Origin of the sequence: Salmonella sp. WC3 (genome assembly GCF_042932255.1) — a bacterium.
Classification (GTDB): domain Bacteria; phylum Pseudomonadota; class Gammaproteobacteria; order Enterobacterales; family Enterobacteriaceae; genus Salmonella; species Salmonella enterica.
In genome coordinates, this window is record NZ_CP170629.1 from 4667307 (window position 1) to 4682710 (window position 15404).

The 15404-nt window shown below is 53.4% G+C and carries 15 protein-coding genes and 2 pseudogenes; 3 read left to right on the top strand and 14 right to left on the bottom strand.

Annotation, left to right across the window (positions count from 1 at the left end; translation table 11 throughout):
• Positions 1-36: 36 nt before the first annotated feature.
• The 3 genes and pseudogenes from rep to ACFK9X_RS22810 all read right to left on the bottom strand — a co-directional run.
• Positions 37-2061: a DNA helicase Rep gene (gene rep, locus ACFK9X_RS22800; RefSeq protein ID WP_151117824.1), complete on the bottom strand. Its 2025-nt coding sequence runs from the start codon at positions 2059-2061 to the stop codon at positions 37-39.
• A 99-nt stretch (positions 2062-2160) separates the two neighbouring features.
• Positions 2161-2298: pseudogene (locus ACFK9X_RS22805) on the bottom strand (nicotinamide riboside transporter PnuC); the annotation flags it as partial.
• A pseudogene (locus ACFK9X_RS22810) lies at positions 2250-2405 on the bottom strand (Crp/Fnr family transcriptional regulator); the annotation flags it as partial. The pseudogenes ACFK9X_RS22810 and ACFK9X_RS22805, both read right to left, overlap by 49 nt.
• Positions 2406-2598: 193 nt before the next feature.
• Between ACFK9X_RS22810 and ppiC the strand changes: the two are divergent.
• Positions 2599-2880, top strand: coding sequence for a peptidylprolyl isomerase PpiC (gene ppiC / locus ACFK9X_RS22815; RefSeq protein WP_001096806.1), 282 nt, complete (start codon positions 2599-2601; stop codon positions 2878-2880).
• Between the two features lie 91 nt (positions 2881-2971).
• Here ppiC and ilvC read toward each other — a convergent pair whose 3' ends face one another.
• Positions 2972-4447, bottom strand: a complete 1476-nt coding sequence (gene ilvC, locus ACFK9X_RS22820; protein WP_151117827.1) for a ketol-acid reductoisomerase — start codon at positions 4445-4447, stop codon at positions 2972-2974.
• Positions 4448-4611: 164 nt separating this feature from the next.
• Between ilvC and ilvY the strand changes: the two genes are divergently transcribed.
• On the top strand, positions 4612-5499 hold the full coding sequence (gene ilvY / locus ACFK9X_RS22825) for an HTH-type transcriptional activator IlvY (RefSeq protein WP_000365798.1): 888 nt from the start codon (positions 4612-4614) through the stop codon (positions 5497-5499).
• 2 nt (positions 5500-5501) lie between these two features.
• On the opposite strand, the gene ACFK9X_RS22830 is transcribed toward ilvY, so the two are convergent.
• The 9 genes from ACFK9X_RS22830 to ilvL form a co-directional block, all read right to left on the bottom strand.
• Entirely contained in the window at positions 5502-5843 is a 342-nt protein-coding gene (locus tag ACFK9X_RS22830) for a helix-turn-helix domain-containing protein (protein ID WP_000560828.1), read from the bottom strand.
• Complete coding sequence (locus tag ACFK9X_RS22835) at positions 5840-6157, bottom strand: type II toxin-antitoxin system RelE/ParE family toxin (RefSeq protein ID WP_000535852.1); 318 nt, start codon at positions 6155-6157, stop codon at positions 5840-5842. Before ACFK9X_RS22835 ends, ACFK9X_RS22830 begins: the two co-directional genes overlap by 4 nt.
• A gap of 282 nt (positions 6158-6439) precedes the next feature.
• A complete protein-coding gene (ilvA, locus tag ACFK9X_RS22840; RefSeq protein ID WP_001524959.1) occupies positions 6440-7984 on the bottom strand; it encodes a threonine ammonia-lyase, biosynthetic in 1545 nt (514 codons plus the stop codon).
• A 2-nt stretch (positions 7985-7986) separates the two neighbouring features.
• Entirely contained in the window at positions 7987-9837 is a 1851-nt protein-coding gene (gene ilvD / locus ACFK9X_RS22845; protein WP_023994054.1) for a dihydroxy-acid dehydratase, read from the bottom strand.
• Positions 9838-9997: 160 nt separating this feature from the next.
• On the bottom strand, positions 9998-10927 hold the full coding sequence (ilvE, locus tag ACFK9X_RS22850) for a branched-chain-amino-acid transaminase (protein WP_000208528.1): 930 nt from the start codon (positions 10925-10927) through the stop codon (positions 9998-10000).
• Positions 10928-10944: 17 nt separating this feature from the next.
• Positions 10945-11208 (bottom strand): acetolactate synthase 2 small subunit, encoded by a 264-nt coding sequence (gene ilvM / locus ACFK9X_RS22855; protein ID WP_000983260.1) that lies wholly within the window; start codon positions 11206-11208, stop codon positions 10945-10947.
• Positions 11205-12851, bottom strand: coding sequence for an acetolactate synthase 2 catalytic subunit (gene ilvG / locus ACFK9X_RS22860; RefSeq protein ID WP_151117830.1), 1647 nt, complete (start codon positions 12849-12851; stop codon positions 11205-11207). The genes ilvM and ilvG overlap by 4 nt, the downstream gene beginning before the upstream one ends.
• Positions 12852-12853: 2 nt before the next feature.
• The gene (gene ilvX, locus ACFK9X_RS22865) at positions 12854-12904 is read right to left on the bottom strand and encodes a peptide IlvX (protein ID WP_192930503.1); all 51 of its coding nucleotides are present in this window, start codon (positions 12902-12904) and stop codon (positions 12854-12856) included.
• A gap of 86 nt (positions 12905-12990) precedes the next feature.
• The gene (ilvL, locus tag ACFK9X_RS22870; protein WP_001311244.1) at positions 12991-13089 is read right to left on the bottom strand and encodes an ilv operon leader peptide; all 99 of its coding nucleotides are present in this window, start codon (positions 13087-13089) and stop codon (positions 12991-12993) included.
• A gap of 351 nt (positions 13090-13440) precedes the next feature.
• Between ilvL and ACFK9X_RS22875 the strand changes: the two genes are divergently transcribed.
• The gene (locus ACFK9X_RS22875) at positions 13441-14961 is read left to right on the top strand and encodes a YifB family Mg chelatase-like AAA ATPase (protein ID WP_000050210.1); all 1521 of its coding nucleotides are present in this window, start codon (positions 13441-13443) and stop codon (positions 14959-14961) included.
• 24 nt (positions 14962-14985) lie between these two features.
• On the opposite strand, the gene maoP is transcribed toward ACFK9X_RS22875, so the two are convergent.
• The gene (maoP, locus tag ACFK9X_RS22880; RefSeq protein WP_000840996.1) at positions 14986-15324 is read right to left on the bottom strand and encodes a macrodomain Ori organization protein MaoP; all 339 of its coding nucleotides are present in this window, start codon (positions 15322-15324) and stop codon (positions 14986-14988) included.
• Positions 15325-15404: the final 80 nt, after the last annotated feature.

Sequence of the window (15404 nt, forward strand, 5' to 3'; positions counted from 1 at the left end):
TGGTCTGATTGCCGGATGACGCTTCGCTTATCCGGCCTACGATTTCGCTCGCTTTGCCTCCATCATGGCTTTCAGATTAGCCAGGTGACTTTGCCCTTTTTGCATTCGCTCCTCAGCGCTTACCACTTTGCGCTCCTGCTCCCAGATTAAATCATCCTGCGGCAGTTCTAACAGGAAGCGGCTGGGTTCCGGGCGCACCAGTTCCCCATACTGACGGCGCTCTTTACATAATGTAAAGGTGAGCTCTTTCTGCGCGCGAGTGATCCCAACATAGGCCAGCCGACGCTCTTCCTCAATATTATCTTCGTCAATGCTGCTTTGATGCGGCAAAAATCCTTCTTCCATTCCCACCATATAGACATACGGGAATTCCAGTCCTTTCGATGCATGGAGCGTCATCAACTGTACCTGATCCAGCTCTTCTTCGCTCTCGCCACGCTCCATCATATCGCGCAGCGTAAAGCGTGTAACCACCTGGGTCAGCGTCATCGGCTCATCGAGTTCGTTGCCTTCCAGCATCTCAGTCATCCAGCTAAAGAGCTGGTTAACGTTTTTCATACGCATTTCCGCCGCTTTGGGGCTCGGCGAGGTTTCGTACAACCAGGATTCATAGTCAATACCGTGGATGAGATCGCGCACGGCGGCGACAGGCTCGCGTTCGGCCAGACGCTGGATTTCCCCCAGCCAGTGGGTAAAACGCGTCAATGAATCGTAACCACGTCCGGTCAGCTTTTGGCTAAGTCCCATATCAAAGCTGGCGGTAAACAGGCTTTTATTACGCGTCATTGCCCATTCACCCAGCTTTTGCAGCGTGGCCGGACCGATTTCGCGTTTTGGCGTATTCACGATGCGCAGGAAAGCGCTGTCATCATCCGGGTTGGTCAACACCCGCAGGTAGGCCAGCAGGTCTTTAATCTCCGGACGGGAGAAAAATGAGGTGCCGCCGGAAATTTTGTACGGAATACGGTTCTGCATGAGGAATTTTTCAAATACCCGCGACTGATGATTCCCGCGATACAGAATGGCGTAATCCTTGTACTGGGTCTTGTTCACAAAGTGATGGGCAATCAGTTCGCCGGTAACGCGCTCAGCTTCATGCTCTTCATTGTTTGCGCTTAACACTTTGAGTTCCGCGCCGTAACCGAGCTCGGAAAAGAGGCGCTTTTCAAAGACGTGCGGATTGTTGGCGATGAGAATATTCGCCGCTTTCAGGATGCGGCCCGAAGAACGATAGTTTTGCTCCAGCTTAATCACCTGCAGCGCCGGAAAATCCTGGCTCAGTAACACCAGGTTTTGCGGACGCGCCCCGCGCCAGGAGTAGATAGACTGATCGTCATCGCCTACGACCGTAAAGCGCGCGCGTTGCCCGACCAGCAGCTTAACCAACTCATACTGGCTGGTGTTAGTATCCTGATATTCATCCACCAACAGATAACGAATTTTATTCTGCCAGCGCTCGCGCACCTCGTCATTGCGTTGCAGCAGCAGCGTCGGCAGCAAAATCAAATCATCAAAATCGAGAACGTTGCATGCCTTCATATGGGCGTCGTAAAGCCCGTAGCAGTGGGCAAAAATACGATCGCGTTCGCCTTTCGCCCCGGCCGCCGCCTGCGCTGGCGTTTTGAGATCGTTTTTCCAGTTGGAGATCGTGGAGATCAGCTGTTGCAACAGAACCTTGTCGTCTTCGATCAGGCCTTCGGTCAGCTCTTTGAGCAAAGCGACCTGGTCGGTATCGTCAAACAATGAAAAGTTCGATTTCATCCCCAGCGCAGCGTACTCGCGCTTAATAATATCCAGCCCTAATGTATGAAAGGTGGAGATCATCAAACCGCGCGCTTCCTTACGGCCGAGCGTCTGCCCGACGCGTTCTTTCATCTCACGCGCTGCCTTGTTGGTAAACGTCACCGCCGCAATATGCCGGGCCTGATAGCCGCATCCGCGGATCAGGTGGGCGATTTTATTGGTAATTACGCGAGTTTTACCAGAACCCGCTCCTGCCAGCACCAGGCAGGGTCCGGTGACGAATTCGACAGCGTGTTGTTGGCCGGGATTTAAACGCATGGGAATAGTGCTCAATCTTCGAACGGGGGAGGGATTGTAGCAGAAAGCGAGGCCCAGAGAAGACCTGGCTGCCTTTTCAGGCAGCCAGGAAAAGGTCAATCAGCAGGCTCTGGCGGCAAGCGGCGTATAGCCATTACGCTGTGCGCTCTTGATCCAACTGAAAGAACCCATTAGCGCGATCGCCGTCAGCAGAACATACTCAAGCGACATCGCATAAACGCCCTGTACTGCATGATTTCCAACGGGCAGTATTTGAGTAATTCATAGAGCACTGGGTCGCGTACGACCTGGCGTAGCCCTAAAAGCCAGTCGTCTGGAAATTCTGCGTTTTTCATTATGTTCATGGTATCTCGCCCCTTGTCAGAAAGGACAGGACCGCCGTCCCGCACATCCGAAATACGCCTGCTAAAAATGCCGCTTATCTCCCGGTTCATTAAATCAGGCGGGACATCTGTCCTGTAATGGCGAAGAGTATATGTCTGACGGCCTAAGGAGTGATAAAGTGACGGCCAATCTTTGCGACGTGAGAACACAATAATGGCAAAAATGGCAGCAGCACTGCATATCCTTGTAAAAGAAGAGAAACTGGCATTGGATCTTCTGGAGCAAATTAAAAACGGCGGCGATTTTGAGAAGCTGGCGAAGAAGCATTCTATCTGCCCATCCGGTAAAAAAGGCGGTCATTTAGGCGAATTTCGTCAGGGCCAGATGGTTCCGGCATTCGATAAAGTAGTCTTTTCCTGCCCGGTACTGGAGCCAACCGGCCCATTGCACACCCAGTTCGGTTATCACATCATTAAGGTATTGTATCGCAAATAAAAAGCCGGGTGGCGGCTACGCCTTACCCGGCCTACATCGTCTGCTTGATTTTGTAGGTCGGGTAAGCGCTAGCACCACCCGACAAGGTATATCAACCCGCTACCGCAATACGCTTCATATCCGTCATATAGCCGCGCAGTTTCTTACCTACCTGCTCAATCGCATGGCTACGAATCGCGTCGTTCACGTCGCGAAGCTGTGCGTTGTCTACCGCGCCTTCCGGGATAGCACTACCCAGATCGCCCGGTTGCAATTCCGCCATAAATGGTTTCAGCAGCGGTACGCAAGCGTAAGAGAACAGGTAGTTACCGTATTCTGCGGTATCGGAAATAACCACGTTCATTTCGTACAGGCGCTTACGGGCGATGGTGTTGGCGATCAGCGGCAGTTCGTGCAGTGATTCGTAGTAAGCGGATTCTTCGATGATGCCGGAATCGACCATGGTTTCGAACGCCAGCTCAACGCCCGCTTTCACCATCGCAATCATCAGCACGCCTTTATCGAAGTACTCCTGCTCGCCGATTTTACCTTCAAACTGCGGCGCGGTTTCGAACGCGGTTTTACCGGTCTCTTCACGCCAGGTCAGCAGTTTCTTATCGTCGTTAGCCCAGTCAGCCATCATGCCGGACGAGAATTCGCCGGAGATGATGTCATCCATGTGTTTCTGGAACAGCGGCGCCATGATCTCTTTCAGCTGTTCGGACAGCGCGTAAGCACGCAGTTTCGCCGGGTTAGACAGACGGTCCATCATTAGGGTGATGCCGCCCTGCTTCAGCGCTTCGGTGATGGTTTCCCAGCCGAACTGAATCAGTTTTTCGGCGTATGCCGGGTCGGTGCCTTCTGCCACCAGCTTGTCGAAGCACAGCAGAGAACCGGCCTGCAACATACCGCACAGGATGGTCTGCTCGCCCATCAGGTCAGATTTCACTTCTGCAACGAAAGAAGATTCCAGTACGCCCGCACGGTGACCGCCGGTGGCCGCTGCCCAGGCTTTAGCAATCGCCATGCCTTCGCCTTTCGGATCGTTTTCCGGGTGAACGGCGATCAGCGTCGGCACGCCGAAACCACGTTTGTACTCTTCACGCACTTCGGTGCCCGGACACTTCGGTGCCACCATCACCACGGTGATGTCTTTACGGATCTGCTCTCCCACTTCCACGATGTTGAAGCCGTGGGAGTAGCCCAGCGCTGCGCCGTCTTTCATCAGCGTCTGTACAGAACGCACCACGTCGGAGTGCTGTTTGTCCGGCGTCAGGTTAACCACCAGGTCAGCCTGCGGGATCAGCTCTTCGTAGGTACCCACTTTGAAGCCGTTTTCGGTCGCTTTACGCCAGGAAGCACGCTTCTCAGTAATGGCTTCTTTACGCAGGGCGTAGGCAATGTCCAGACCGGAGTCACGCATGTTCAGGCCCTGGTTCAGACCCTGAGCGCCGCAGCCGACGATGACCACTTTTTTACCCTGCAGGTAGCTCGCGCCGTCGGCGAATTCGTCGCGGCCCATAAAGCGGCATTTACCCAGCTGTGCCAGCTGCTGGCGCAGATTCAGTGTATTAAAGTAGTTAGCCATGATGGTGTACTCCGTGATGTTGTGTTGTCGCGCTTATTGTTCGGTTTACAGATTGCTATCTGTGCGAATGAACCCACATTACAACAGGAAATTTATTGCGGAAATTGATATATTCACAACGTTATGTTGCGGTTTATGCAACGTCAAAAACCGGAGGTCTGTCTGTGGATTTACGCGATCTAAAAACCTTCCTGCATCTGGCGGAAAGCCGCCATTTTGGCCGCAGCGCGCGGGCGATGCATGTCAGTCCTTCCACCCTTTCCCGACAGATTCAGCGGCTGGAAGAAGACCTCGGCCAGCCGCTGTTTGTGCGTGATAACCGCACGGTCACGCTGACCGAAGCGGGTGAAGAGCTGCGAGTGTTTGCCCAACAGACGCTTTTGCAATATCAGCAGTTGCGCCATACCCTCGATCAGCAGGGGCCGTCCCTTTCCGGCGAACTCCATATCTTCTGTTCAGTGACCGCGGCATACAGTCATCTGCCGCCGATCCTCGACCGTTTTCGCGCCGAACACCCTTCTGTTGAAATCAAATTGACGACCGGAGACGCCGCCGATGCGATGGAAAAGGTGGTAACGGGAGAAGCGGACCTGGCAATCGCCGGCAAACCAGAAACGCTGCCTGGCGCGGTGGCGTTTTCGATGCTGGAGAATCTGGCAGTGGTGCTGATCGCCCCGGCGCTGCCCTGCCCGGTGCGCAATCAGGTTTCGGTTGATAAGCCCGACTGGTCGACGGTGCCGTTTATCATGGCCGATCAGGGGCCGGTACGCCGCCGCATTGAGCTGTGGTTTCGCCGCCATAAAATCAGCAATCCGCAGATTTACGCTACCGTCGGCGGTCACGAAGCGATGGTCTCAATGGTGGCGCTGGGCTGCGGCGTGGCGCTGCTGCCGGAAGTGGTGCTGGAAAACAGCCCGGAGCCGGTGCGCAACCGGGTAATGATTTTAGAACGTAGTGATGAAAAAACGCCGTTTGAGCTTGGCGTCTGCGCGCAAAAAAAGCGGCTGCATGAGCCGCTAATTGATGCGTTCTGGAAAATTTTACCGAATTAGTTTTACGGCCCTACCGTTACCCGAACAGGCTTCCCAATACGGCTAAGCATATTCACCAGAGCATCAATGGTGAATTTGCTGCATTTCTTGTTGACGATATCCGAAACGCGCGGTCGGGATATATGCAAAACTGTAGCAACCTCGGCTTGCTTCATCTGGTTTCGCGTAATCCAGAGGGTAATTTCTTCCATGAGCTGTTGTTTAATGGCTAACGTGTTTTCGATTTCACTCAGGGAATCAGCGTAAAACTTTTCTGCGTCCTGCTTATGAAACCCCAAATCAGCAAAAACATTACCGCCAGATGGCGTCACATGGCGAATATCACTATCAGTTTTGGCAATCACAAGCTGTTTCTCCGTTGTTGCACCACCCGGTTATAACGCGTTCTGGCGATGTTTTTATCGTGCTGACTGGTTTGTTGCGTCTGTTTTTGGAAACTATGCAAAACGTAGAGTGCTTCTTCAAACTTAGCGACATACATAACGCGATAGATACCATTGTTGTCACGAATCCGAATTTCATTTACCCCAGCCCCAATTTCTGAAAACGGTTTCCAGTCATCGGGTTCAATTCCATACTGAATTTTGTGAAGCTGATAACCGACTGCTTTACGTACCGTTATGGGAAAAGCCAGGAGATCCTCCAGAGAAGATCCCACCCATCGAATTTCTTTTTCATTGGAGAGAGCTCGGGTGAGTAACATAACATTCTTGTGTATAAAATTTTATACATTGTTTTTAACAGGTGCAAGTGATGGCGGTGCTAACGATATGGTGAGCCGAGTTTCACCACAAGCAGATTGGGCGCCTTCTGGAAAACGTCTCGCAAAATTAAATGAGTGGATGCTCCGGGCTGGCAGAAAAGCCCAATAACTGAGGGAAGATCATATCTGGATATCAGGCCCACTTTACTTTGTGGGCCTGAAAAACTAGACGCTGAATTAACCCGCCAGAAAGAACCGAAACGCCGGGTTATTGCTCTCATCATGGCATTCATAGCCCAGCTCATGCAGCCGGGTTTCGAAATCCGGCTCATGATCGCCTAACTCGAACGCCGCCAGCACGCGGCCATAATCGGTACCGTGGCTGCGGTAATGGAATAGCGAAATATTCCAGTGCGTGCCAAGCGTATGCAGGAATTTGAGCAACGCGCCGGGCGACTCCGGAAATTCGAAACTATACAAACGCTCCTGTAATGGCTTGGAGGGGCGCCCGCCGACCATATAGCGCACATGCAGCTTCGCCATTTCATCGTCGGAGAGATCCACTACGCTATAACCGCCGTCGCACAGTTGGGTGATAATCTCTTTTCGTTCCTCCAGCCCCTGACTGACGCGTACGCCGACAAAAATACAGGCATTTTTCGCGTCGGCAAAACGGTAGTTAAATTCGGTGACCATACGCCCGCCAAGCAACTGACAGAATTTGAGGAAGCTCCCCTTTTCTTCCGGAATGGTCACCGCCAGTAACGCTTCGCGCTGTTCCCCCAGCTCGCAGCGTTCAGACACATAGCGCAAGCCGTGGAAGTTGACGTTGGCGCCGGAAAGGACGTGTGCCAGGCGTTCGCCGCGAATATTGTGCTGGGCGATATATTTTTTCATCCCCGCCAGCGCCAGCGCGCCGGAGGGCTCCGCCACCGCACGCACATCTTCAAACAGGTCTTTCATCGCCGCGCAGATAGCGTCGCTATCCACGGTGACAATATCATCAAGGTATTCCTGACACAGCCGGAACGTTTCGTCGCCGATGCGTTTTACCGCTACGCCTTCAGCAAACAACCCAACGCGCGGGAGATCCACTGGATGACCGGCTTCCAACGCCGCTTTCAGGCAGGCGGAATCCTCCGCTTCGACGGCGATAACTTTGATTTGCGGCATCAATTGTTTGATCAGTACTGCTACGCCCGCCGCCAGGCCGCCGCCGCCAACCGGCACAAAGACACGATCGAGATGCGAATCCTGCTGAAGCAGTTCCAGCGCCAGCGTGCCCTGCCCGGCGATCACCATTGGGTGATCAAACGGCGGCACCCAGGTAAAACCCTGCTGCTGCGCCAGTTCAATAGCTTTCGCTTTCGCTTCATCAAAATTAGCGCCGTGCAACAGCACTTCGCCGCCAAAACCGCGTACCGCATCGACTTTAATATCCGCCGTTGCTTTTGGCATGACGATCAGCGACTTCACGCCAAGCCGCGCGGAGGAGAACGCCACGCCCTGCGCATGATTGCCCGCCGACGCGGTAATCACGCCGTGGGCTTTTTGTTCTTCGGTCAATCCGGCCATCATCGCGTAAGCGCCGCGCAGCTTAAAGCTATGTACCGGCTGCCGGTCTTCGCGTTTGACGAGAATAACGTTGTCCAGACGTGACGAGAGCTTTTCCATTTTTTGCAGCGGCGTCACCTGCGCCGCTTCGTATACTGGCGCGCGTAGCACCGCGCGCAGATACTCCGCCCCTTCCGGCGCGACTGACAGTGGTTGAGATTCCGCCATTATCAACCTCCCAGTTTCGATTTATCGCGCACCGCGCCTTTATCGGCGCTGGTCGCCAGGCTGGCGTAGGCACGCAGGGCAAACGAAACCTGACGCTGACGATTTTTCGGCGTCCAGGCTTTGTCGCCACGAGCTTCCTGCGCCTCGCGGCGTGCGGCGATTTCAGCCTCACTCAACTGCAACTGAATGCTGCGGTTCGGGATATCAATCGCAATAGTGTCGCCATCTTCAATCAACGCAATAGTGCCGCCGCTGGCCGCTTCCGGCGAAACGTGGCCAATAGAGAGACCGGAAGTCCCGCCGGAAAAACGCCCATCGGTGATGAGCGCACAGGCTTTGCCCAGCCCCATCGACTTCAGGAAACTGGTCGGATAGAGCATTTCCTGCATTCCCGGCCCGCCTTTCGGCCCTTCGTAGCGGATCACGACTACATCGCCTTCCACTACTTTGCCGCCGAGAATCGCCTCTACCGCCTCGTCCTGACTTTCATACACTTTCGCCGGGCCGGTGAATTTAAGGATGCTGTCATCGACGCCCGCGGTTTTAACGATGCAGCCGTTTTCGGCGAAGTTGCCATACAGCACCGCCAGACCGCCGTCTTTGCTATAGGCATATTCCAGCGAGCGGATGCAACCCGCTGCGCGGTCGTCATCCAGCGAATCCCAGCGACAATCCTGCGAGAACGCCTGAGTAGTACGGATACCGGCAGGGCCAGCACGGAACATTTTTTTAACCGCTTCGTCCTGCGTAACCGTGATGTCGTACTGTTCCAGCGTTTGCGGCAGCGTCAGGCCTAATACGTTTTTCACGTTGCGGTTCAGCAGCCCGGCGCGATCCAGCTCGCCTAAAATACCCAGCACACCGCCGGCACGGTGAACGTCTTCCATATGGTATTTCTGGGTACTTGGCGCCACTTTACACAGCTGCGGCACCTTGCGGGACAGCTTGTCGATATCACTCATGGTGAAGTCGATTTCCGCTTCCTGCGCCGCCGCCAGCAGATGCAGAACGGTATTGGTCGAACCGCCCATCGCAATATCCAGCGTCATCGCGTTTTCAAACGCGGCTTTGCTGGCGATGTTACGCGGCAGTGCACTTTCGTCATCCTGCTCGTAATAGCGTTTAGTCAGTTCAACAATCCGCTTACCGGCATTGAGGAACAACTGCTTACGGTCAGCGTGAGTTGCCAGCAGCGAACCGTTGCCCGGCTGCGACAGGCCCAGCGCTTCGGTCAGGCAATTCATGGAGTTAGCGGTAAACATGCCGGAGCAGGAGCCGCAGGTTGGACAGGCGGAGCGTTCAACCTGGTTACTTTGATCGTCAGAGACTTTCGGGTCCGCTCCCTGAATCATGGCATCAACCAGATCCAGCTTGATAATTTTGTCTGAAAGCTTGGTTTTCCCGGCTTCCATCGGGCCGCCGGAGACAAAGATCACCGGAATATTCAGGCGCAGCGAGGCCATGAGCATCCCTGGGGTGATTTTGTCGCAGTTGGAGATACACACCATCGCGTCAGCGCAGTGAGCGTTCACCATGTACTCCACGGAGTCGGCGATCAGCTCGCGCGACGGCAGTGAATAGAGCATACCCCCGTGCCCCATGGCAATCCCGTCATCCACGGCAATAGTGTTGAACTCTTTCGCCACCCCGCCGGAAGCTTCAATCTGTTCGGCGACCAGCTTACCGAGATCGCGCAGATGAACGTGACCCGGCACAAACTGAGTGAATGAGTTCACCACGGCGATAATCGGTTTGCCAAAATCACTGTCGGTCATTCCGGTGGCGCGCCACAGCGCGCGGGCACCCGCCATATTACGACCATGGGTGGTGGTGGCGGAACGGTACTTAGGCATGCTTTATTTACTCCCCATCTTTTCCCTTCATACTTCACGCCACAGGTGCGTTGGCTGCCTCACTCACCCCAGTCACTTACTACAGTAAGCTTCTGGGGATTCGCTGCGTTGCCGCCTTCCTGTGACGCAAATTATTTTGGGAAAATATTAATTTTATTTATTATGAATTTACCGGATCCAACCAGCCCCATTTATCCTCGGTTTCTCCAGTGAAGAGACCAAAGAAGGCTTGTTGAATACGCTTGGTAACAGGGCCGCAACGGCCTTCACCTACCTGGATACCATCAACGCTGCGTACCGGAGTAATTTCTGCCGCGGTTCCGGACATAAACACTTCGTCGGCCAGATACAGCGATTCACGGGACAGCACCTGCTCACGCACTTCAATACCCAGTTCTTTCGCCAGTTTGATGATCGCATCGCGAGTAATGCCTGGCAGCGCGGAAGAGGTAAACGGCGGAGTAAACAGCACGCCATCTTTTACCTCAAACAGGTTTTCGCCTGCGCCTTCGGAGATATAGCCGTTTACATCCAGGGCGATGCCTTCCTGATAGCCGTGGCGGCGCGCTTCGCTACCCACCAGCAGTGAGGAAAGATAGTTCCCGCCCGCTTTCGCGGCGGTCGGAATGGTGTTCGGCGCAGCGCGATTCCAGGAAGAAACCATCGCATCGATCCCCTGATCCAGCGCTTCGGCGCCCAGGTATGCCCCCCACGGGAACGCGGCGATGATGACGTCAGTGGTGTATCCCGGGGGCGGGTTAACGCCCATACCGACATCGCCGACAAATACCAACGGACGGATATAGGCGCTGGTCAGATTATTTTTACGAATTACGTCGCGGCAGGCTTCCATCAGCTCATCAATGCTCTGGGAAACCGGAAAACGATAAATTTTTGCTGAGTCGCGCAGGCGCTGCATATGTTCACGATGACGAAACACTACTGGGCCTTTGTGAGAGTCGTAGCACCGAATCCCTTCAAATACCGACGTACCGTAGTGCAGCGCGTGAGACATTACGTGAACCTTCGCGTCTTCCCAGCGCACCATCTCGCCATTGAACCAAATGTAATCAGCTTTTTTCGTCGTCATTTTTCTTCCTTTTGCGCTCAGGCGCGGATTTGTTGTGATGTGGCAGCGCTCTGGCAGATCGCGACATGCGCAACATCTACCAGTTTACTTAACTGACTAAACAGTAAGTCGACCGACCGGGGACTGGCAACGGTCAATTCAATATTTATATTCTGCGCATCGGTCGCGGCTTCCATATTCATGGAGCACACCTGAAAACCACGATGGCGCACCACGCGTAAAACACGTTCTAAAGTTTCTGGATTAAAGCGTGCCGATACATTGACCTGATGTTGCATCATGATAATTTCTCCAGCATTTCAGAGTTACTGGCTCCAGGCGGCACCAACGGCCAGACATTTTCAAGTTCGTCGATTGAGACGTGAAGCAGGTACGGCCCTTCGCTTGCCAACATAGTGTCGAGTGCCGCTTCAACCTGGTCTTTACGAGTAATGTGCTGGCCTGGAATGCCGAAGGCGCTGGCCAGCATGAGGAAATCGGGGTTATCGGTCAGAGTGGTTTCGCTATATCGCTCCTGGAAAAACAGTTGCTGCCATTGTCGAACCATCCCTAACCGCTGGTTGTCGAGTAAGACTATCTTCAACGGTAACTGCTTGCGTTTTACGGTGCCCAACTCCTGAACATTCATCATGAAGGAGCCGTCACCGGAGATACAGATAACGGTATCATTCGGTCGCGCTACCTGCGCGCCAACGGCCGCCGGTAAGCCGAATCCCATCGTCCCCAGACCGCTGGAGGTGATGAAGTTATCCGGGCGGGTGTAAGTCATATGCTGGGCTGACCACATCTGATGCTGCCCCACATCCGTCGTCACCACGCTGTCTGCGGGTTTGCGTTCCGACAATTGCTTCAACAATAACGGCGCATAGATAGTCTCGCCAGGATGGTCATAGCGCCAGGCGTGTTCTGCGCGCAGCTCTGCACAGGACTGACGCCATGCGTCGATCTTCAGCGGTTGCTGTAATGCCGGCAACAGCGAATTTAAATCTCCCTGCAACGCGACGTGTGCCTGACGCAGTTTGTTCATTTCCGCCAGGTCGATATCCATATGGATTACGCTGGCGTTCGGCGCAAACGTATTCAGCTTACCGGTCACCCGGTCATCAAAACGTGCACCAACGGCGATCAGTAAATCACACTCTTGCACCGCGAAATTAGCCGCTTTAGTACCGTGCATTCCCAGCATGCCCAGATAGTACGGATAATCAGCTTCAACAGCCCCCAGCCCTTTCAGCGTGCAGGTAACTGGCATTTGCGTTACCGCGATAAATTTACGCAGCGCCGGAACTGCCTGCGCCATACCAACACCACCGCCGACGTACAGCATGGGTTTTTTCGCCTGTTCCAGCATCTGGCGCGCCTGTTCAACATCAGCCTGCGGGAAGGTCGCTTCGTTATCAACGGTAGTAAACCAGGGTTCCAGCTCACCGCTGGCCAACTGGATATCTTTCGGGATATCCACCAGAACCGGGCCAGGACGGCCAGCGTTGGCGACTTCAAAAGCCTCCGCCATGATACGAGGCAGCTCTGCCAGCGACTGCACCAGGAAGCTGTGTTTGGTACAGGCCAGCGACAGGCCTAACACATCCACCTCCTGGAACGCATCAGTGCCGATGAACGGGGCGGAAACCTGACCCGTGATCGCGACGACGGGGACCGAATCTAACAACGCATCCGCCAAGCCAGTGATCAGGTTAGTGGCGCCAGGGCCGGAAGTGGCGATACAAACACCGGTTTTGCCGGTAGAACGGGCATAACCGATTGCCGCCATTGCGGCACCCTGCTCGTGTCGGCACAACAAATGCTCCACACCACCGTCATACAACGCGTCGTAAACCGGCATAATTGCGCCGCCAGGATAACCAAATACGGTTTTCACCCCCTGCGCTCGCAAAGCATGTACCACCCACTGTGCCCCGTTCATAGTTACATCCCCGTCGTAAATCTTGAGAAACAGAATTTTATGCTGTTATTCACGCTCTGCTCCTCGCTTAAGTTTTTCAGGCCAAAAAAAACCCCCGGACCTTTCGGTGCGGGGGTCTTAGTTCGTTAAGGCTTGATTTCTAAGCCTTTCCTCGTCCAAGTGCAGCCCCGCACGGTGGGATAATAATCACCACCACGCTAATCACGACCAGGCTAATCACTCGTAGAAGGGCTGTCATTTTTGTCTATTCTTGCATCTTGTTCGAAGGAATACCTAAAGAGTTACCATAGGTTTTGCCAATAGCACAAGATATTTTTTTAACCACGTTTCAGATAATGCAGGTGAATGCCTAAAAGTGCTTTGTTTTTTATAAGAAAAATTAGCAACTGAAAAATTTTCACGTTTTCCTCCCCCTTTTGGCGCGCTTTACACCCTGTTTTCCTTCTTTTCGCTTCTGCGAGCGTTCTTCCAGTTTGATGTTTCTTACCTGAAAATGACGCCAAAATTCAGGAATCAGCCGCTAAAAAACAAAAAGTCAGTAATTCGATTTTCTCTTCTATTCCGCATAATCCACGTAACAGGAGGGATTATGTCACTGGCGATTGTTCATACTCGCGCCGCACTTGGCGTCAATGCGCCGCCTATCACTATAGAGGTGCATATCAGTAATGGATTACCGGGATTAACCATGGTTGGCCTACCGGAAACCACGGTAAAAGAGGCGCGTGACCGGGTACGTAGTGCGATTATTAATAGCGGATATGAATTTCCGGCTAAAAAAATAACCATTAACCTTGCTCCAGCCGATCTACCGAAAGAGGGCGGAAGGTATGACCTGCCTATTGCTGTTGCGCTTCTGGCCGCGTCTGAGCAGCTTACAGCGTCGAATCTTGAGGCATATGAGCTGGTGGGTGAGTTAGCGCTTACAGGCGCATTACGCGGCGTTCCTGGCGCAATATCAAGTGCAACGGAAGCCATCAAGGCCGGCAGAAATATTATCGTCGCAACAGAGAACGCGGCGGAGGTTGGGCTTATCAGCAAAGAAGGTTGTTTTATCGCCGATCATCTACAAACCGTCTGCGCCTTTCTGGAAGGGAAACACGCCCTGGAAAGACCTTTAGCTCAGGATATGGCATCGCCTACCGCAACTGCCGATCTTCGCGATGTGATCGGTCAGGAGCAGGGTAAACGCGGCCTGGAGATTACAGCGGCAGGGGGACATAATCTGCTATTGATCGGCCCGCCGGGTACGGGTAAAACCATGCTGGCCAGTCGACTGAGCGGGATTCTTCCACCATTAAGCAATGAAGAGGCGTTGGAAAGCGCCGCGATCCTCAGTCTGGTTAATGCCGATACGGTACAAAAACGATGGCAGCAACGCCCCTTTCGCTCACCTCATCATAGCGCCTCACTTACTGCTATGGTCGGCGGCGGCGCAATACCCGCCCCGGGAGAGATATCGCTGGCGCACAACGGAATTTTGTTCCTTGATGAATTGCCTGAATTTGAACGACGCACACTGGATGCGCTACGTGAACCTATAGAATCCGGTCAAATTCATTTATCCCGTACCAGAGCGAAAATAACGTACCCTGCCAGGTTCCAGTTAATCGCCGCAATGAATCCCAGCCCGACCGGACATTATCAGGGAAACCATAATCGCTGCACGCCAGAACAGACACTACGTTACCTTAATCGGTTGTCAGGCCCGTTTCTTGATCGTTTTGACCTTTCGCTTGAGATACCGCTTCCACCGCCCGGGATTCTTAGCCAACACGCCTCAAAGGGTGAGAGCAGCGCTACAGTAAAAAAGCGGGTCATCGCCGCCCATGAACGGCAGTACCGACGCCAGAAGAAGTTAAACGCGCGTCTGGAGGGTCGCGAAATCCAAAAATACTGTGTTTTGCACCACGATGACGCCCGCTGGCTTGAAGACACGCTGGTGCATCTTGGATTATCCATTCGCGCCTGGCAGCGTTTACTAAAAGTGGCCAGAACCATTGCCGACATAGAACTGGCTGACCAGATCTCGCGTCAGCATTTGCAGGAGGCGGTAAGCTATCGGGCGATAGACAGGTTGTTAATTCATTTGCAAAAGCTGCTGGCGTAAAAAAAGGGCATTACGCCCTTTTTATTAATCATCAGCTTCGGTGTAGTCTTCTGCGCCTTCAACTTGCGGCTTGCCGCCAGACAAGGTGTGGAAGCGTTTTGGACGCTTGATACGCGTCATATACTTGGACCAGACGCGTTCTGCATCCGTTACCGGCTCGCGTTCACCGCGACATACCGCTACAAACAGCTTCTCTTCTTCAGTCACAGGCTCACGCTTGCCAAGATCCAGATCATTAAAGGCATGACCATGACGCTCAAGCAGTTGTGCCTCTTTAATCGTGAAATCACCGTGACGAGAGAATCCACGTGGATAATGTTTATTGTCAAAATATCGATTAGTCGTCGTAAAGCTTTCCGCCATCCTGCACGCTCCTAATTCTTTGTCTGAGCTATTTATGGCGCGGAGTATTAGTTACGCTTGACAGAGTGTAAAACAAAACA